Source organism: Streptomyces sp. NBC_00250 (assembly GCF_036192275.1).
Classification (GTDB): domain Bacteria; phylum Actinomycetota; class Actinomycetes; order Streptomycetales; family Streptomycetaceae; genus Streptomyces.
Genome location: NZ_CP108089.1, coordinates 46,316 through 63,581, shown reverse-complemented (window position 1 = coordinate 63,581; position 17,266 = coordinate 46,316). Strand labels below are relative to the sequence as shown.

16 protein-coding genes and 2 pseudogenes are annotated in these 17,266 nt (G+C 71.7%); 15 read left to right on the top strand and 3 right to left on the bottom strand.

Annotated features, from left to right (window positions below; all coding sequences use genetic code 11):
* The first annotated feature begins 34 nt into the window (after nucleotides 1-34).
* The 7 genes and pseudogenes from OG259_RS41545 to OG259_RS41515 all read left to right on the top strand — a co-directional run bounded on the left by OG259_RS41545 (nucleotide 35) and on the right by OG259_RS41515 (nucleotide 4,517).
* A complete protein-coding gene (locus OG259_RS41545) occupies nucleotides 35-415 on the top strand; it encodes a YybH family protein (protein ID WP_266903183.1) in 381 nt (126 codons plus the stop codon).
* 86 nt (nucleotides 416-501) lie between these two features.
* Nucleotides 502-927: a YybH family protein gene (locus OG259_RS41540; protein WP_266903185.1), complete on the top strand. Its 426-nt coding sequence runs from the start codon at nucleotides 502-504 to the stop codon at nucleotides 925-927.
* Nucleotides 928-1,160: 233 nt separating this feature from the next.
* Entirely contained in the window at nucleotides 1,161-1,748 is a 588-nt protein-coding gene (locus tag OG259_RS41535) for a TetR family transcriptional regulator (protein WP_443052168.1), read from the top strand.
* The gene (locus OG259_RS41530; protein WP_328947390.1) at nucleotides 1,748-2,497 is read left to right on the top strand and encodes a thioesterase II family protein; all 750 of its coding nucleotides are present in this window, start codon (nucleotides 1,748-1,750) and stop codon (nucleotides 2,495-2,497) included. Before OG259_RS41535 ends, OG259_RS41530 begins: the two co-directional genes overlap by 1 nt.
* 108 nt (nucleotides 2,498-2,605) lie before the next feature.
* A pseudogene (locus tag OG259_RS41525) lies at nucleotides 2,606-3,412 on the top strand (metallophosphoesterase family protein); the annotation flags it as partial.
* A gap of 227 nt (nucleotides 3,413-3,639) precedes the next feature.
* Nucleotides 3,640-4,377 carry a 4'-phosphopantetheinyl transferase family protein gene (locus OG259_RS41520; RefSeq protein WP_328947389.1) on the top strand — a complete coding sequence of 246 codons (738 nt, stop codon included), beginning with the start codon at nucleotides 3,640-3,642 and terminating at the stop codon, nucleotides 4,375-4,377.
* Nucleotides 4,377-4,517 carry a hypothetical protein gene (locus tag OG259_RS41515; protein ID WP_328947388.1) on the top strand — a complete coding sequence of 47 codons (141 nt, stop codon included), beginning with the start codon at nucleotides 4,377-4,379 and terminating at the stop codon, nucleotides 4,515-4,517. Before OG259_RS41520 ends, OG259_RS41515 begins: the two co-directional genes overlap by 1 nt.
* Before the next feature lie 170 nt (nucleotides 4,518-4,687).
* On the opposite strand, the gene OG259_RS41510 is transcribed toward OG259_RS41515, so the two are convergent.
* Nucleotides 4,688-6,277 (bottom strand): aspartate aminotransferase family protein, encoded by a 1,590-nt coding sequence (locus tag OG259_RS41510; RefSeq protein ID WP_328947387.1) that lies wholly within the window; start codon nucleotides 6,275-6,277, stop codon nucleotides 4,688-4,690.
* Between the two features lie 199 nt (nucleotides 6,278-6,476).
* Here OG259_RS41510 and OG259_RS41505 point away from each other — a divergent pair, with 199 nt between their 5' ends.
* The 3 genes from OG259_RS41505 (at nucleotide 6,477) to OG259_RS41495 (ending at nucleotide 10,009) form a co-directional block, all read left to right on the top strand.
* On the top strand, nucleotides 6,477-7,013 hold the full coding sequence (locus tag OG259_RS41505; protein ID WP_328947386.1) for a flavin reductase family protein: 537 nt from the start codon (nucleotides 6,477-6,479) through the stop codon (nucleotides 7,011-7,013).
* The gene (locus OG259_RS41500; RefSeq protein WP_328947385.1) at nucleotides 7,010-8,173 is read left to right on the top strand and encodes a sensor histidine kinase; all 1,164 of its coding nucleotides are present in this window, start codon (nucleotides 7,010-7,012) and stop codon (nucleotides 8,171-8,173) included. The genes OG259_RS41505 and OG259_RS41500 overlap by 4 nt, the downstream gene beginning before the upstream one ends.
* 81 nt (nucleotides 8,174-8,254) lie before the next feature.
* Nucleotides 8,255-10,009, top strand: a complete 1,755-nt coding sequence (locus OG259_RS41495; protein ID WP_328947384.1) for an acetyl/propionyl/methylcrotonyl-CoA carboxylase subunit alpha — start codon at nucleotides 8,255-8,257, stop codon at nucleotides 10,007-10,009.
* 81 nt (nucleotides 10,010-10,090) lie between these two features.
* Here the strand turns inward: OG259_RS41495 and OG259_RS41490 are convergent, their stop codons facing one another.
* Nucleotides 10,091-11,182: an IS701 family transposase gene (locus OG259_RS41490; RefSeq protein ID WP_328947383.1), complete on the bottom strand. Its 1,092-nt coding sequence runs from the start codon at nucleotides 11,180-11,182 to the stop codon at nucleotides 10,091-10,093.
* A gap of 151 nt (nucleotides 11,183-11,333) precedes the next feature.
* On the opposite strand from OG259_RS41490, the gene OG259_RS41485 reads away from it, so the two are divergent.
* Nucleotides 11,334-11,873, top strand: coding sequence for an ArsR/SmtB family transcription factor (locus tag OG259_RS41485; RefSeq protein WP_328947382.1), 540 nt, complete (start codon nucleotides 11,334-11,336; stop codon nucleotides 11,871-11,873).
* A complete protein-coding gene (locus OG259_RS41480) occupies nucleotides 11,870-13,156 on the top strand; it encodes an MFS transporter (RefSeq protein ID WP_328947381.1) in 1,287 nt (428 codons plus the stop codon). Before OG259_RS41485 ends, OG259_RS41480 begins: the two co-directional genes overlap by 4 nt.
* Before the next feature lie 30 nt (nucleotides 13,157-13,186).
* Here OG259_RS41480 and OG259_RS41475 read toward each other — a convergent pair.
* Nucleotides 13,187-13,447 (bottom strand): annotated as a pseudogene (locus OG259_RS41475) (DDE-type integrase/transposase/recombinase); the annotation flags it as partial.
* 69 nt (nucleotides 13,448-13,516) lie between these two features.
* Between OG259_RS41475 and OG259_RS41470 the strand changes: the two are divergent.
* From OG259_RS41470 to OG259_RS41460, 3 genes are all read left to right on the top strand, one after another.
* The gene (locus tag OG259_RS41470) at nucleotides 13,517-14,527 is read left to right on the top strand and encodes a quinone oxidoreductase family protein (RefSeq protein WP_328947380.1); all 1,011 of its coding nucleotides are present in this window, start codon (nucleotides 13,517-13,519) and stop codon (nucleotides 14,525-14,527) included.
* Nucleotides 14,528-14,953: 426 nt separating this feature from the next.
* On the top strand, nucleotides 14,954-15,862 hold the full coding sequence (locus OG259_RS41465; protein ID WP_328947379.1) for a quinone oxidoreductase family protein: 909 nt from the start codon (nucleotides 14,954-14,956) through the stop codon (nucleotides 15,860-15,862).
* 278 nt (nucleotides 15,863-16,140) lie between these two features.
* Nucleotides 16,141-17,094, top strand: coding sequence for an SGNH/GDSL hydrolase family protein (locus OG259_RS41460; RefSeq protein WP_328947378.1), 954 nt, complete (start codon nucleotides 16,141-16,143; stop codon nucleotides 17,092-17,094).
* The last annotated feature ends 172 nt before the right edge of the window (nucleotides 17,095-17,266 follow it).

Sequence of the window (17,266 nt, the reverse complement as noted above, 5' to 3'; positions counted from 1 at the left end):
TGTCATGCCGGAAGAAAGCAGGAACGGTCTCACCATGAGTAATCTGACCAGCGATGTCGCCCAGCACACCGCGCTGTACGAGGCGGCCTTCAACGCGGGCGACGCCGACGCCGTGAACGAGATGTACACCGACGAGGCCGTCGCGGTCTGGGAACCGGGCAAGCCGCTCACGGGCCAGGCCCGCAAGGACGCCGTCAAGGAGTTCCTGGCCCGCTCGCCGAAGATGAGCGCCAAGCCGCGCCAGGTCTTCGAGACCGGAGACACCGCGCTCCTGATCGTGGACTGGTCCATCGCCACCGTGGACGACGCGGGCATCCCCGAGCTGCTGACGGGCGTCGGGGTCGACGTGCTGCGCAAGGGTGCGGACGGCAACTGGCGCTACGCCATCGACGAGCCGTACGGCGAGAAGAAGTAACCCCGTACGGCGAGCAGCAGTAACCCGCGCGTCTCCGTGCCCGGCGCGGAGGCACCCCCAGACCCAAGAAAGTGGTGTCGCAGACCATGAGCATTCCCGGTATCACGGTCGACTTCGACGTCGACAACCCCGATCTGACCGCGGACGCGGATACTCAGAACGAGATCTTCATCCAGCTCTTCAATTCCGGTGACGGAGCCCTGTTCGACCTCCTCTACCGCGAGGACGCGATATCGAACTTCTCCGGCTCCCCGCTCACCGGGAAGGAGCGCCTGGAGTTCTTCAAGGAGTTCCTCGCGCCGAAGCCGTTCCTCAAGGCCGAGATCACGCACGCGTACGTGGCCGGCGACGTGGCCCTGATCGGCGTGAAGTTCAGCGTCGACAGCACGGGGCCCGAGGGCGAGCCCGTCCGTATCGAAGGCAACTGCACCGACGTACTGCGTCGTGGCGAGGACGGCCGCTGGCTCATGTCCATCGACCGTCCGGTCGCCGGCACCCTGCTCCCGGAGTAGGTCCCCCCTTCTCCTGGCCTGTCCGATCCTTCCCCCCGCTCGGGCAGGCCAGGCTCCGGATTCCGGGCCGTCCGACGGGTGGCCTTTTCAAGACGAACTCGATCCGGGCCGATAGAAAACCGCCGTTGCGGTTCATTACGCTGGACGTTCTTGAGGGGCCGTCAGCAGCGCCCCCAGGCATCCACGGAGTGCACATGGCTAAACAGGAACGCGCTGTCCGTACACGAGCGACGGTGCTCCGATCCGCGGCGGAGATCTTCGACACCGACGGTTTCGTATCGGCCTCCCTCTCCGCCATCTCGCACCGGGCCGGAGTGAGCAGCGGTGCCCTGCACTTCCACTTCGCCAACAAGAGCGCCCTCGCGGAGGCCATCGAGCAGGCGGCCGTCCAGCGGCTGTGGTGTATCACCGGTCCGGCGCCGGACGGATCCGAGGGCCGTGGATCCCATGGTGACGTCGACCTGATCCAGAACCTCGTCGAGACCTCCCACCAGCTCTTCGACGGGCTGAACAGCGACGTCATCCTGCGCGCCGGGTTCACGCTCGGCTGCGAACCGTCCTGGGCGAGCCCGGTCGACCTGCACGGCCAGTGGCGGGACTGGATCGACGGCACGCTGCGGCACGCGGCGAAGATCGGCGCGCTCGCCGACGGGACCGAGCCGGAGGACGTCGTGACCGTCGTCGCGGCGTCGACCGTCGGCTTCGAGGCCCTCGGCCGCAAGGATCCCACCTGGCTCTCCCGGCAACGGCTCGGCCGGTTCTGGCAGTTCATGCTCCCCCGTCTGGTGCCACCGGGTACCGGCCCGCTGAAAGGGACGTAGTGGATAGCACGTGGTTCAGGCGCTTCGGAGCGGCCCGTGAGGGCGCGGTGCGGTTGGTGTGCTTCCCGCACGCGGGCGGCGCGGCCAGCGCGTTCATTCCCCTGTCGCGGGCGCTCGGCGAGCACGTCGACGTGCTCGCCGTGCAGTACCCCGGCCGTCAGGACCGGCGGCGGGAGGAGCCGTACCGCAGCGTCGACGCCCACGCCGACGCCCTCGCCGAGGCCATGGTTCCGCTGACGGACGAGCCCTACGCCTTCTTCGGCCACAGCATGGGGGCGGTCCTCGCGTACGAGACGGCCCGTCGTCTGGTCGCCGCCGGGCGGCCGGGCCCCTGCCGGGTGTTCCTCTCCGGACGCGGCGCGCCCTCGCCGCTGCCCAGCCCGCACGACCGGCTCGGCAGCGACACGGAGATCCTCAGGGCGGTGCGCGGTCTCGGCGGGACCGGCCACGCGGTGCTCGACGACCCCGAGCTGCTCGCCATGGTGATGCCGGCGCTGCGCGCGGACTACGGCGCCCTCGGCGCGTACCGCTGGAGCGGCGGCGTCCCGCTGGCCGCCCCCGTCACCGTGCTGATCGGCGACGCGGACCCGGTGGTGGCCGTCGACGAGGCCGCGGCCTGGCACGACCACACCAGCGGCGACTTCGAACTGCGGATCCTGCCCGGTGGCCACTTCTACCTGGACGACCGTACGGACGAGGTCCGCGACATCATCACGGACGGCCTGCTCGTCGCGGGCTCCACGGCGTGATCGGGCGTGCTACCGCCACCTCCTGAGGGCCATCCCGAAGGTCATCCCAAGGGCCACCCCGAGGGTCGCGCCGAAGCCCACCCCCACGGCCACTCCTCCCCCGGCAGTCTGCTGGCCCTCAGCGACCTCCATGTGCGCTACGACGAGAACCGGGCGGTCGTCGAGGCGCTGCGGCCCTCCTCGGACGAGGACTGGCTGCTCGTCGCGGGCGACGTCGGGGAGCACATGGCCGACATCGAATGGGCGCTGTCCACGCTGGCCGGCCGGTTCCGGAAGGTCATCTGGGCGCCGGGCAACCACGAACTGTGGACCCCTCCGGACGACCCGGTCCAGACACGCGGCGCCGCCCGGTACGACGCCCTGGTCCAGCTCTGCCGGAGCCTGGGCGTCACCACCCCCGAGGACCCCTACCCGGTGTGGCACGGGGCGGGCGGCCCCGCGGTGATCGTGCCGCTGTTCCTCCTGTACGACTACAGCTTCCGGCGCCCCGGCGTCCGCAACGCCGAGGAGGCGCTGCGGCTCGCGGACGAAGCGGGGGTCGTCGCGACCGACGAGATCCTGCTCCACCCCGACCCGTACGCCGGCATCGCCGACTGGTGCCGGGCCCGCCTCCGGCGGACCGCCGAGCGCCTCGACGCGCTCCCCGCCGACCTGCCGACCGTCCTCGTCAACCACTTCCCCCTGGTGCGCGAGCCCACGGAGGTGCTGCGCTTCCCCGACTTCGCCCTGTGGTGCGGTACGGAGGCCACCGCCGACTGGCCGGTCCGGTACCGGGCCGCCGCCGTCGTCTACGGGCATCTGCACATCCCCCGGCTGATACGGAAGCAGGGGATACCGCACTACGAGGTGTCCCTCGGCTACCCGCGCGAATGGCGCCGTCGAGCCGACCCCGGCCACGCTCCACGGGTCCTGCCGGGCTTCTCGGCCCCGGCCCCGACAGGGATCCCGCCCGAAGCGCCCGCCGAAGCACCCGCCGGGGCCCCGGCCGAGGCCCCGACAGACCTCGCCGCCGAGGCACCCGCCGACGCTCCCACCGACGCTCCCACCGACGCTCCCACCGACGCTCCCACCGACGCACCCACCGACGCACCCACCGACGCTCCCACCGACGCTCCCACCGACGCTCCCACCGGAGAACGGCCGTGATCGCCGCGCTGCTCCCCGCGCCGGTCGTCACCGCCGAGCTCTTCCACGACCCTCCCGGGCCGCCCGGCCTGTTCCCCGAGGAGGAGCGCGTGGTGGCGGGAGCCGTCGCCGGGCGCCGCAGGGAGTTCGCCTCGGTCCGGGCCTGTGCCCGGCAGGCTTTGGCCCGGCTCGGGCTGCCGCCGGCGCCGCTGCTGCCCGGCGCGCGCGGAGCGCCCCGGTGGCCGGAGGGCGTCGTCGGCAGCATGACGCACTGTCAGGGCTACCGCGCGGCGGCCGTGGCCCGGGCCACGGATCTGCTGGCGGTCGGCTGCGACGCCGAGCCGAACGCGCCACTGCCCTCGCCGGACATCCTGGAGCTGATATCGCTCCCCCAGGAGCGGGTCTGGCTGCGCGAGTTCACCGCGCGGCGGCCGGCCGTCTCCTGGGACCGGCTGCTGTTCAGCGCCAAGGAGAGCGTCTACAAGACCTGGTTCCCGCTCACCGGGCGGCCTCTGGACTTCGACGAGGCCGTGATCACACCCGATCCCGTGGCGGGCACGTTCCGCGCCGAACTCCTGGTCCCCGGACCGGTGGTGGACGGCGTACGGATCACCGCCTTCGACGGACGGTGGCGTACGGGCAACGGGCTGGTGGTGACCGCCATCGGTCTGCGGCCGCCCGTGCGGTCCACGACGTCCGCCCGGACCGGGCCGGCGAGCGGCGGGGCCGTTCCATTCGACGACCGGAGGACATGATGCGCGACGACACGTACGACGCCGACCTCGGCCACGCCTTCCCCAAGGGCCTTGCGCACGTCCTGCGCTACCCGCCGCTCCAGCTCGCCGGCGCGGACGAGGAGCCCGGCGAGCCCCACATCGTGCGGGGCATGGACTGACGTACGGGTCTCCCGGGCGGCCGGCGCGTTGCGTCGACGCGCCCAGAACCCGGGCGCCCGGCGCGTCCCACCGACCCCGCCGACCCCGCCGACCCCGCCGACCCCGCCGACATGCCGGTCCCCGGGTCGCCGGTGCATCGCGTACCGGCCGGCCCGGGGACCGTCGCGCGTCAGGCCGCGTCCGCCGCCGTGCCGGTGAGACCGGCCCCGTCGTGGGTGCGGAAGAGCTGGGCGGCGCCCCGCAGGCCCCGCTCCAGCTGGTCGATCTCGGCGTCGGTCAGGTACAGCGAGGGCTCGAACCGGAGCGTGTTCACGGCGCTCGCGGTCGGGAACGTACGGATCCGGTGCTCGCGCATCAGATACCCGGCGACCGTGTACCCCAGCAGCGGGGCGCTCTCGCGGATGGCCTCGGAGCCGGAGCCGGACTGGTCGTGGAACTCCAGGCCGAGCATCAGGCCCCGCCCCCGCACGTCCTTCACCACGTCGGGGAAGTCGGCGCGCACGCCCTCCAGCATCCCGAGCAGCTTCGCGCCGCGCTCCCGGACCGTGCGGTACGCGGCCCCGTCATCGGCTTCCAGGATCTCCAGGACCTTCTGCGAGATGAAGCACGAGAGTGCGTCCTTCGCGAAGGTGGAGCTGTGCACGAGCTCGAACTCGGAGCGGTAGCGGGACTGGCGGGTGAGCATGACGGACGTCTTCGCTATGCCGCCGCCCAGGCTCTTGGCGAGCGCGTAGTAGTCGCCGCGCAGGCCCAGCGCCGAACTCGCCAGGAAGTCGCCGCTCCGGCCCATTCCGCTCTGCACCTCGTCGACGATGACCGGGCAGTCGACCTCGGCGCAGGCCCGCTGGATCTCCTGGGCGAACTCCTCGGAGAGGACGCGGATCCCGCCTTCGCCCTGGATGGGCTCCAGGACGAAGGCGCAGAACACCGGGGAGTTCCGCTCGGCCACCGACACCGTGCCGCCCTCGACGACCAGGTCGAACACGGTCGCCCGCTCGCTCTCCAGGACGGCCTTGAGGGCCTGCGGGCTGTCCGCGGGGATGAACCGGGCGGGCGTCGCCAGGGCGGCGAAGGGGGCCCGGTAGCCCTCGTTGTGGGTGAGCTGGACACTGCCGACCAGCTTGCCGTGGAACCCGCCCTCCAGGGTCAGGAGCACCGGCGGCCGGCCGGTCTGCTCGGCGTTGTGCCCTGCGACCGCCGCCGCCAGCGCCTCGAATCCGGCCGTTCCGGCCTGCGCGTCCACACCGACGAGGCGGTACGCCTCCGCCGCGACGACCGCCCCGTCCGCGACCGCCGCGCGGGCGGCGGCCAGGTTCGCGTCGAGCTGCTCGCGGAGCTCGGCGAGCCGGAGCCCGCGGTCGAGCTCGGCATGCTTGACGGCCGCCTCCACCGCCTCGGCACCGGTGTTGGCGAAGATCGCGGAGTAGTTCTCCTCCGTGCCCAGCTCGCGCTGGAGGATCCGGTTGAGCGCGACGGCGACGTCGTTCGCGTACGGGTGGCGGGAGAACTGCGCGTGCACCGGCGTCTGGGACGCGAGGAGCCGCTGCGCGTACGCCGTGATCTCCGGATGGTTGTGGCCCAGGATCAGGGAACCGTACCCGCCCGCGAAATCGAGTACGGGAATCTCCGCGCCGTTCGCACCGAGGTAATACAGAGTATTTCCTTCGGCCCGTACGTAATCGACGTCGAGACCGAGCGAGGCCAGCCAACCGAGCAGATACGGTTCAGCGAGCTGCGGATCAGCAGAGACGCTATTCATGTCACCCCTTTTTGACGGTGCCCTGACCGAAACGCCCAGATCCTAACCACGGAGCGCTCATCCCCTCGTGAACGGGCGCTCATGGAACGGTAATCCGACACTCCCCCGCACACGGCTGAGCGGCCAGTTACTCGACGGTTCCTCGACCGCCGGATTCCCCTCGTACATTTATCCCCATGGATTACATGAAAGGCGCGGCATGAATTCCGTATCCACTGGCGTCGCCGTTTCCCCGGGGCCCGCGACGCATCCCGCCCCGCTGCGGGAGGTCATGTCGCTGTTCGCGACCGGTGTCACCGTGCTGTCGGTCGGCGGTGAGAACATCCACGGCATGACGGCGAACGCCTTCACGTCGATCTCTCTCGATCCGCCGTCCGTCCTGTGCTCCATCGCGCACAGCGCGGTCATGTACAAGGCGATCACCTCCGCCGGGCACTTCGGCGTCTCGATCATGGGGGCCGGCCAGGAGGGTCTGGCCCGCTTCTTCGCCGACAAGAAGCGCCCCCTGGGACCCAGCCAGTTCACCGGCGTCGACTGGGTCCCCGGCCCCGCCACGGGAGCCCCCCTCCTGAACGGGTCGCTGGCCTGGCTGGAGTGCGAGGTCTCCGCCGCCTACGAGATAGGCGACCACACCGTGTTCATCGGCGACGTGGTCGGTTCGAGCCGTGGCGACGGCGCGGACGGGCTGCTGTTCTTCGGCGGCGCGTTCCACCGCGCGGACGCCCCGACCCGATGACCGCCGAGGTCGCGGTCGGCGGCTGGGAGTCCGTCATCGGCCCCGGTTTCGCCGAGGCCCTGCAGGAAGGACTCGTCCGTGTGGCACAGCAGGCGGCCCCCGGGCCGGCCGGGCCCCACGTCGCGCGGCAGTTCGTGCCCCGGAAGCCGGCGCGCTCCGCGGAGGGGCCGGGTTCCGAATGCCTGGACGCGGTGCTGCGCCGGTTCGAGTCGGCGCTCCCGGCGACGCTGAACAAGGCTGTCCGCTGGGACAGTTCCGTACGGCAGGCCCTGAACGACCGGGCCCGTGCCGTCCTGGCCGCCGCGTTCGGCACCGACCTCGCGGCCGACCCCGGGCCACCCCCCACCCCGCCGGTGACGTTGGCACCCCACCACAACGCGGCGGCGGCCGTCCTGCTCATGGAGTGCGCCATGCTGCAGATGATGGAGAGCGGCCGCCTCGACGAGGGATCTGTGCGGGTCCTCGGCGAGGCGGCCCGGCGGGCGGGCGAAAGCACCGGCTCGGCGGACCAGTCCGAGTGCTGCTGGCATGAGCAGCGCCGGATCTCCCGCGAGCTCCACGACGATGTCGCCGACGGCGTCACCGCGGCCCGGGAGGCCCTGGAGGACTGCGACGAGCCGCTGGATCCGGTCACCGCCGACCGGATCGCGGCCGCCCGGGACGCACTGCGGGCCACGGACCAGCGGCTGCGCGACCTGGTCGGCGGGGTGCGGGAGCGGTCCGTCGTCCCGCCGCTCGACGTGGCGCTGCGCGCGTTCGCGGTCGGGGCCGCGCCGGACGGGGTCCAGGTCACCGTGAAGGTGACGGGCGACGAGGGCCTCCTGCCCGACGTACGGCGCCGGGACCTGTACCTCACGGTCCGGGAGGCGCTGCGCAACAGCTTCGCGCACTCCAAGGCCGGGCGGGTGAAGGTCTCGGTGCGCTCCACCCGCTGGTGGGCGTACGCGAGCGTCGAGGACGACGGTCGCGGGTTCGACGTCGAGCGGGTGCTGCGGCCCGGCCACGCCCATCAGGGCTTCCGTTCCATGACGGAGCGGATGGAGGACGCCGGCGGCCGGCTGACCGTGAGCAGCTCGCGGGGGCACGGGACCCAGGTGGAAGCGCATCTGCCGCTTCAGCCGCACCGGCACGGGACACGGATGGTCCCGTCCGTGGCATGAATTCCCGCCACATGCGTCGTACATTCCGTTTGTCGTGAAACAGGTATCACGTATGCCGTGAAACAGGTATGAGGAGCCGTCGTGCGCAAGGTGCTCATCGCCAACCGTGGCGAAATCGCTGTCCGTGTGGCCCGGGCGTGCCGGGATGCGGGTATCGGCAGCGTGGCCGTGTACGCCGAGCCGGACCGGGATGCTCTGCATGTCCGGGCGGCTGATGAGGCGTTCGCTCTGGGCGGTGACACTCCGGCGACCAGTTATCTGGACATGGCGAAGGTGTTGCAGGCGGCGAAGGACTCGGGTGCGGACGCGGTCCACCCCGGTTACGGGTTCCTTTCGGAGAACGCCGAGTTCGCGCAGGCCGTGCTGGACGCGGGTCTGACGTGGATCGGTCCGCCGCCGCAGGCGATCCGTGATCTGGGTGACAAGGTGGCGGCCCGTCACATCGCCCAGCGTGCCGGTGCCCCGCTCGTCGCGGGCACCCCCGACCCGGTCTCGGGTGCGGATGAGGTCGTGGCGTTCGCCGAGGAGCACGGGCTGCCGATCGCGATCAAGGCCGCCTTCGGCGGCGGCGGCCGTGGTCTGAAGGTCGCCCGGACGCTGGAGGAGGTCCCGGAGCTGTACGACTCGGCCGTGCGTGAGGCCGTTGCCGCGTTCGGCCGGGGCGAGTGCTTCGTCGAGCGCTACCTCGACAAGCCCCGCCACGTCGAGACGCAGTGCCTGGCCGACTCCCACGGCAACGTGGTCGTCGTCTCCACCCGTGACTGCTCGCTGCAGCGCCGCCACCAGAAGCTGGTGGAGGAGGCCCCCGCGCCGTTCCTGTCCGAGGCGCAGAACGCCGAGCTGTACGCGGCGTCCAAGGCGATCCTGAAGGAAGCCGGCTACGTCGGCGCCGGCACGGTCGAGTTCCTCGTCGGCACCGACGGCACGATCTCCTTCCTGGAGGTCAACACCCGCCTCCAGGTCGAACACCCGGTCACCGAAGAGGTCACCGGCATCGACCTCGTCCGCGAGATGTTCCGCATCGCCGACGGCGAGGAGCTCGGCTACGACGACCCGGCCATAAGGGGTCACTCGTTCGAGTTCCGCATCAACGGCGAGGACCCGGGCCGCGGCTTCCTGCCCGCCCCCGGCACCGTCACCCTCTTCGCCCCGCCGACCGGCCCCGGCGTCCGCCTCGACGCGGGCGTGGAGTCCGGCTCGGTGATCGGCCCGGCCTGGGACTCGCTCCTGGCCAAGCTGATCGTGACGGGTGCCACCCGCGAGCAGGCCCTGCAGCGCGCCGCCCGCGCGCTCGGCGAGTTCAAGGTCGAGGGCATGGCCACCGCCATCCCGTTCCACCAGGCCGTGGTGGTGGACCCCGACTTCACCGCCGACCCGTTCCGGGTCCACACCCGGTGGATCGAGACCGAGTTCGTCAACGACATCAAGCCCTTCGCCCCCGCCGGCGCGGACACGGAGGAGGACGAGGCAGGTCGCGAGACGATCGTGGTCGAGGTCGGCGGCAAGCGCCTCGAAGTCTCCCTCCCCTTCGCCCTGGGGATGAAGCTGGCCCGGACCGGGCTCGCGGCGGGTGCGAAGCCGAAGCGCCGCGCCGCCAAGAAGTCCGGCCCGGCCGCCTCCGGCGACACCCTCGCCTCCCCGATGCAGGGCACGATCGTCAAGATCGCGGTCGAGGAGGGCCAGGAGGTCAAGGAAGGCGACCTGATCGTCGTCCTGGAGGCCATGAAGATGGAGCAGCCGCTCAACGCCCACCGCTCCGGCACCATCAAGGACCTGGCCGCCGAGGTCGGCGCCTCGGTCACCTCCGGCGCCGCGATCTGCGACATCAAGGACTGACTGCAGACGCCGAACACGGCACGAAGGGCCCGCAGGCAACCGCCTGCGGGCCCTTCGTCGACGAGCGGGCGAGTTACGGCACTACGGCACGTCGTCGTCGCCGAGCTCCAGCGTGTCCACCGCGTACGCCGCGGACACCAGCGTCATGTGGTGGTTCCAGCCGGGGAACGACCGGCCCGTGAAGTCCGCCATCCCGTAGTCCTCGCTGATGGCCGTCAGCGCTCCGCCGGAAGTGTTCCTGAGCCGCAGCAGGGCGAGGAAGTCGTTCGACGCACCGTCCAGGATGTTGGTCAGCCACACCTGTCTGGGGCGGTCGCGCGCCGGGGACCACTCGGTGAGGAGCCGGAAGCGGCCCGCTCCGTATCCCGGCAGGTCGAGGCGTGCCGGGGAGGCGAGAGTCACCAGGGGTCCGCGTACCGGCGGCTTCAACAGGTTGGCCCGCCGCCGCTCGGCCTCACCCAGGGACAGCAGGAAGTCCGCGCCGCGGTCGAGGAGACCGGCCGCGGCGCGGCAGGTGTCTCCGGTGCCGCGCAGATCGAGGATCACGGGCGGAGTACGGCCCCGCCGCGGCTCCGGCGCCTCGTCGAGGAGTTCGAGCGCCAGCTCCTCCAGGGGGCGGCGGCGTACCCCGTCGGGGACCCGGGCGCGCTGCCGGTGCGCCTTGTCCTCGCCCCAGGCGCGGTTGAGGTAGAGCCGCCAGTCGACGGGCAGGCTCCGGCCCCGTTCGGTGAGGAACATGCCGAGCGAGACCTGACAGTTGACGGAGCCGCCGGTGGGGGTGGGCCGCCGGTGGACGCCCACGATCTGCTCGCCGTACTTGGGGACGAGGGCGAGGTCGACGACGGTGGCCCGCAGGTTCATCCGCTCGGCCGCGAGGCGGCCGAGCGCCCGGCGGGCCGGCCGCCAGTCCCAGGGGCTGGCGTTGACGAACTGCTGGAGGGCCTGGAGGTCCGTGGTGGAGTTCGCCATCGCGCGGACGGTCTTGCGTCCGGGCGAGGTGAGCAGCGCCCGGAGGTAGGCGGTGGCGCAGCGCCGCTGGTCGGAGCGCGGCAGGTTTCCGAACACGGCGTTCGCGAACCAGGCCGGGACGGGGTCGCTGTCCCCGTGCCGGGTGTCGGCGTGCCCCTGCCCGGTGTCCGTCGCCGGCCGTTCCCCGGTGAGCTGGTGCGCCATCTCCGCCCCTCGTCCCTTGTCCTGTCGGGGACCAGAGTGGCGAGTGGCTCTTGAATCCCGCGTGGAGCGCCCTCACTTGCTGAATGGCTGATTCCGGAAGTCGGAGCGAAAACCCCTTGCCCAATGGTCAAGAAACGTTGACCATTAGCTCATGCCTACCGACGAAGTTCCCGAGGCGCTCCACGTCACCACTGACGAGCAGCTACGCGCCGTCTCCAACCTCACGCGCCACCGGATCATGGCCGTGCTCCGCTTCGAGCCCGCGACGATCACGCAGATCGCCGAGCGAGTGGGCCTCGCGAAGGGGAGCTCCAGCTACCACGTACGGCTGCTCGAACGGGCCGGCCTGGTGAAGGTGGTCCGCACCCGGAAGGTCCGGGGGGTCACCGAGCGGTACTACGCGATGGCCGCGCGGTCGATCGTGCTGCCGGATCCGGGCGAGGGAGGCCCGGACATGCTGATGCGGCATGCGGTGGCGGACCTGGAGGCAGCGCCGGCGGACGGCGAGCGGCACGTGGGGATGATGCATCTGCGACTCACCGACGAGCAGTTCGCGGAGCTGGGGGCGCGGCTGCAGGCACTGGCGAAGGAGTACCGGGAGCTGTCCGATCCGTCGCTGCCGGACGCGTCACTCGTCTTCGCCCTGTTCCACCCGGCATCGCGCGCGCAGACCGAAGGGGAGACCAAGTGAATTCAGACCTTCGGAAGCTGCCGACCGGGTTCGGACGGCTGTGGACCGCGCAGACAATATCCTCGCTCGGTGACGGGGTGTCGCACGCCGCACTGCCGCTGCTCGCGCTGACGTTGACGCGGGACCCGATGGCGCTCGCCGTCGTCGCGGCCGCCGGAACACTGCCGTGGCTGCTCTTCGGGGTGCTCGGCGGTGCCCTGGTGGACCGCTGGGACCGCCGGCGCACGATGTGGGTCACGGACGCGGTGCGTGCGGTGCTGCTCGCGATACCGGCGGCAGCCGCCGCGCTCGACGCGCTGAGCATTCCCCTGCTCGCGGCCGTCGCCTTCCTCCTCGGCCTCGGCGGACTCTTCTTCGACACGGCCGCCACGGCCTATCTGCCGGATCTGCTCGGCCGCGACCCCGCGCTCCTGGAGCGCGCCAACTCCCGCCTGCGCGGCACCCAGACCGCCGCGTCGGGCTTCGCCGGGCCGCCCGCGGGCAGTGCCCTGCTCGCGCTCGGGCGGGCGGTTCCGCTGCTCGCCGACGCTGTCTCGTTCGCGGTCTCCGCACTGCTCGTACGCTCGCTGCCCGCCGCACCCCGGCCCGTACCGCAGGCCCGTGAGTCACTGCTGCGGCAGGCACGCGCCGGCGCCTCGTACGTGTTCCGGGATCGGTTGCTGCTCGGGCTCGCGCTGCGTCCGGCGGTCGGGAACGTCGCCTTCCTCGCCGTGGAGACCGTGCTCGCCCTCTTCGCTCGCGATCGTCTGGGCATCGGCACCTTCGGCTTCGGCCTGCTCCTCACGGCGGAGGCCACCGGCGGTCTGCTCGGCGCGGGCATCGCCTCCTTCCTCGGTCGGCGACTCGGCACCGGCACCGCGCTGACCTGCACGGCAGCAGTCGAGGGACTCGCCATCCTGGGCCTTGCCGCCGCCCCGAACCCGTACGTCGCCGGCCTCGCACTCGCCGTCTGCGGAGCGGGCATGGGCGCCACGATGGTGCTCGCCCCCTCCCTCCGGCAGTCGATCGTCCCCGCCCACCTGATGGGCCGGGTCGCCTCCACCTCCCGCATGCTCGCCATGTGCGCCGCCCCGTTCGGCGCCTTCCTGGGCGGCTGGCTGGCCACCACGTACGACGTCCGCACCCCGCTCTACACCGCCGCCGGCCTCCTCCTCACCATGACCGCCGTCACCGCCACCATGACCAGCAACCGTCGGGTCGAGGCGGCGCTGCGTGCCGCCGCCACGGCCGATGATCAAGATCACCCGGAATCCAGGGACCGCGTTCCGGAACGTGCTGTCTAGGTGTATTGCCTCGTCAGGTTGGGGACGCGGCTTGCGTGTGGTCTGGGGCCGGTAGGGCCGGGTTCGTTTGTGGGTGATCCCGGCCGCCGCCAGGCTGTCGCGCCAGTCGCGTGAGCGGTAGCAGGAGCCGTTGTCGGTCAGAACCCGTTCGACGGTGATCCCAGCGCCGGTGAAGAAGGCGTGGGCCCGTTGCCAGAAGGCGGTGGCGGTCTCCTTCTTCTCGTCCGCGTGGATCTCGCTGTAGGCGAGGCGGGAGTGGTCGTCGACGGCGGTGTGCAGGTAGCCGTAGCCAGCGTTCCTTGCCGGGAATCGGATCGCCGTCAACGGGGTTAGTGGGGGACTAGCCGTTATTGGAGGGTCATGCGAGCGATTCAGGTGTACGAAGTGGGCGGTCCCGAGGTGCTGCAGGAGGCCGAGGTGGACCAGCCGCGGCCGGGTCCGGGCGAGGCGGTCGTGGAGGTCGCCGCATCCGGGGTCAACTTCCTCGACGTCTACTACCGCGAAGGCCGGTACAGCCACCCGCTGCCCTTCACCCCGGGCTCTGAGGGCGCCGGCACGGTCGTCGAAGTCGGACCCGGCGTCGCCGACGTCGCGGTCGGGGACCGGGTCGGCTGGGTGGAGATTCCCGGCACGTATGCCGAGCGGGCCGTCGTGGACTCCTCCCGGCTGGTGCCGCTGCCCGACGACATCGGCTTCGAGACCGCCGCCGCCGTGCTCCTGCAAGGCATGACCGCGCACTATCTCATCAAGGATGCCTACCCGGTTCAGGGAGGCGACACGGTGCTCGTGCATGCGGCTGCCGGCGGCATGGGGCTGCTTTTGACCCAGCTCATCACCCATCTCGGCGGCAGGGTGATCGGCACGACGTCGACCACGGCGAAGGCCGAGCTGGCGAAGCGTGCCGGGGCCGCTGAGGTGATCCTTTCCTCCGCAGTCGACGATCTCGCGGCCGAGGTGAGGCGGCTCAACGGCGGTCAGGGACTGCCGGTTGTCTTCGACGGCGTCGGCGCGCACACCTTCGATGCGAGCCTCGCCAGCCTGCGAACCCGCGGCCATCTCGTGCTCTTCGGCGCGGCAAGCGGTGCCGTGCCGCCGTTCGATCCGATTCGGCTCGCCCACGGCGGTTCGCTGACCCTGATCCGGCCCAGCCTCGGGGACTTCATCGCCGATCGGTCCGAACTGCTCCGACGGGCCGCCGATGTGTTCGAGTGGGTGCGCTCCAAGGCGCTCGAGGTCACCGTAACGGGCCGATACGCATTGTCCGAGGCCGCCCAGGCCCACAGCGATCTGGAGGCTCGGCGTACCACCGGCAAGCTGCTCGTCGTACCCGATGCGGCCGCTATTGGACGCCGCGAGGAGACGCAGAGCTGATCGCGGGTGACGAGGTCGGGGATCTTGGAGACTGAGATGTCGAGGGCATGGCCGACCGCCATCGCCAAGATCCCCGACAGCGTCAGGCACCCAGCAGGCCCAAGATCAAGTTCTGGCGGGTTTCTGGCGTATCTGGGTCACACCCCTTCAAGATCCCTCAGCCGAGACCTGGCTTACCCGTCCACGACCTCCCGGGACAGAACATCCAGGGCACCGCGAGGCCGTTGAGCCAGTGGCGGTACGGAGGCGGAGTCACGCGCCCCACCGCCCCACGGATCCGGACGAAGCGCCCCACGGGGTCCGGACGGAGCAACTCTCCACGGGGCCCGGACGAAGCAACCCCCACCGGGCCCGGACGAAGCAACTCCCCAAGGGGCAGGGCGGAACGGCACCCACGGCTCAGGGCCGCCGGGTAACGTCCTGATCATGCTCGCGATACGGTTCGACCGTTTCGGCGGTCCCGAAGTGCTCACGCCCATCGACGTGCCCGTCCCGGTCCCCGGGCCCGGCGAGACCCTGCTCACCGTGGAGGCGGCCGGCGTCAACTTCGCCGACACGTTGCAGGTGGACGGGTCCTATCTCTCCCCCGACCTGCTTCCCCACATCCCCGGCGGCGAGGTCGTCGGCCGTACGGAGGACGGCCGCCGGGTCCTGGCCAAGGTCACCCACGGATACGCGGAACGCGTGGTCGCCCGGGAGTCCGCTCTGGTCGAGGTCCCCGAGGAGCTGGACGCCCCCCGGGCCCTCGCCCTGCTGACGCAGGGGCTCACCGCCTGGCACCTGCTGCGCTCCGCGGCCCGGCTCCAGAACGGCGAGAGCGTCGTCGTGCACTCCGCCGCGGGTGGGGTGGGCAGCCTCGCGGTCCAGCTGGCCCGGGAGTTCGGGGCGGGCCGCGTCCTGGCGCAGGCGTCCACGGCGGAGAAGGAGAAGCTCGCCCTGGAGCTGGGCGCCGACGAGGTCGCCCGGTATCCGCTGGCGCTGCGTGCGGACGTGATCCTGGACGCGGCCGGCGGCGACCTGTTCGACCACGCACTCGGCTCGCTCGCCGACTTCGGCCGGCTCGTGACGTACGGCAACGCCTCCCGTACCGCGTTCGCCGCGCTCGACCCGGCGAAGCTCAGCCGGCTCAACGCCGCCGTCGTCGGCTTCTGGCTGCGGCCCACCCTGGCCCGACCGGGAGGCCTGCGCGAGCCGTTGGAGCAGCTCATCGCGCTCACGCTCCAGGGCAGGCTGCGTCCGGTGACCGGCATCGAGTACCCGCTCGCCGAGGCCGGTACGGCCCACACCGACCTGCTGGAGCGCCGTACGACGGGCAAGGTCGTCCTGCGCCCCTGACCGGACGAAAACCCTGCCCGGCAGACGCGGCACCAGGTCTGACACCGCGTCCGGCCTGGTGCAACGGCCCACGCGAAAACAGACCGACCGCGCGGAAAACTGACACTCTCGCCGTTTCTCCTTTGGCCCGAAGCCGGGCGCCGGTTCAAGCTATGGCCACGAGACGGCGCGGGGGCAGGTCCTTCATGCCCTGACTGCCCCTGCCCCGTGCCGCCTCACCGCGACTGCTCCCGGTGCTCAAGACGCACCGGACGGAACCGAAAGGCAGGGGACAGGACATGCCGGAAGTGACCCGTCCCCCGTCCATCCGATACGGCCCCGGTCCGTACGAGGCGGCGGCCCCCGGCATCGGCCCGCACACGACGACGCCCGGCATCGGCCCGTCCACGCCGTCCACGCCGTCCGCCATCGGCCCGTCCACCACGCCGCCCGGCCTCGGCCCCCACCCGGCGGCCCTCGGCATCAGCTCGTACGCGGCACTCGGCGACAGTTTCACCGAAGGGGTCGGCGACGAGACTCCCGGGGGCGAGGTGGTCGGCTGGGCCGACCGGCTCGCCACCCGACTGGCCCGGCACTCCCCCACCCCGGAGTTCCGCTACGCCAACCTCGCCGTCCGGGGCCGGTTGCTCGACGAGATAGTCGAGGAGCAGGTGCCGAGGGTGCGGGAGTTCGCACCGGACCTGGTGAGTCTGTGCGCGGGCGGCAACGACATCCTGCATCCCGGCAGCTCCCCCGACGACATCGCCGCCCGCTTCGAGGCCGCGATCACCGAGCTCACCGGCGCGGCCGGTACGGTCCTGGTCTTCACGGGCTTCGACCCCCGCGACACGCCGGTCCTGCGCAGGCTGCGCGGGAAGATCGCCGTCTACACGGCCCACATCCGCGCCATCGCCGACCGGCACGGCTGCGCGGTGGTCGACCTGTGGTCACTGCGGGCGATCCAGCATCCGCGCGCCTGGAGCGAGGACCGGCTGCACCTGTCGTCCGAAGGGCACGAGCAGGTCGCCCGGCGGGCCGCCGACGTCCTCGGTCTTCCACGGCAGCAGGAGCCCGCCTCCGCCTGGGCGGCGGAGCGTCGACCGTGGCCGGCCGAACAGCTCCAGGACCTGCGGTGGTTCCGTGCGCACTTCCTTCCCTGGATGGCGCGTCAACTCCGGGGCCAGTCGGCCGGCGACGGAATGGGACCGAAGCGTCCCGACCTCTCGCCGCTGGGAAAGGCGACGGCCCCGTGACCGCCGACGCCGCTGTCCGCACGACCGCCGACGTCCTGTCCGCCGCCCGCAGGCCCCACTGACGTCCCGCCCTCCGGCCGCCGTTCGTGCGGGAACGCCCGCCGGTGCTGTCGGGACTGACGAGGCTGCCGGGTGAACCCGGTCTTCCCCCACCGTGTTCACCCGGCCCTCG

Bases quoted from the DNA above. Each gene is read 5' to 3' on its own strand.
- OG259_RS41490 (WP_328947383.1), bottom strand. From the start codon at position 11,182: ATGGCGCACCAGCTCACCGGGGAACGGCCGGCGACGGACACCGGGCAG.
- OG259_RS41465 (WP_328947379.1), top strand. From the start codon at position 14,954: ATGCTCGCGATACGGTTCGACCGTTTCGGCGGTCCCGAAGTGCTCACG.
- OG259_RS41485 (WP_328947382.1), top strand. From the start codon at position 11,334: ATGCCTACCGACGAAGTTCCCGAGGCGCTCCACGTCACCACTGACGAG.
- OG259_RS41500 (WP_328947385.1), top strand. From the start codon at position 7,010: ATGACCGCCGAGGTCGCGGTCGGCGGCTGGGAGTCCGTCATCGGCCCC.
- OG259_RS41460 (WP_328947378.1), top strand. From the start codon at position 16,141: ATGCCGGAAGTGACCCGTCCCCCGTCCATCCGATACGGCCCCGGTCCG.
- OG259_RS41510 (WP_328947387.1), bottom strand. From the start codon at position 6,277: ATGAATAGCGTCTCTGCTGATCCGCAGCTCGCTGAACCGTATCTGCTC.
- OG259_RS41505 (WP_328947386.1), top strand. From the start codon at position 6,477: ATGAATTCCGTATCCACTGGCGTCGCCGTTTCCCCGGGGCCCGCGACG.
- OG259_RS41470 (WP_328947380.1), top strand. From the start codon at position 13,517: ATGCGAGCGATTCAGGTGTACGAAGTGGGCGGTCCCGAGGTGCTGCAG.
- OG259_RS41545 (WP_266903183.1), top strand. From the start codon at position 35: ATGAGTAATCTGACCAGCGATGTCGCCCAGCACACCGCGCTGTACGAG.
- OG259_RS41515 (WP_328947388.1), top strand. From the start codon at position 4,377: ATGCGCGACGACACGTACGACGCCGACCTCGGCCACGCCTTCCCCAAG.
- OG259_RS41540 (WP_266903185.1), top strand. From the start codon at position 502: ATGAGCATTCCCGGTATCACGGTCGACTTCGACGTCGACAACCCCGAT.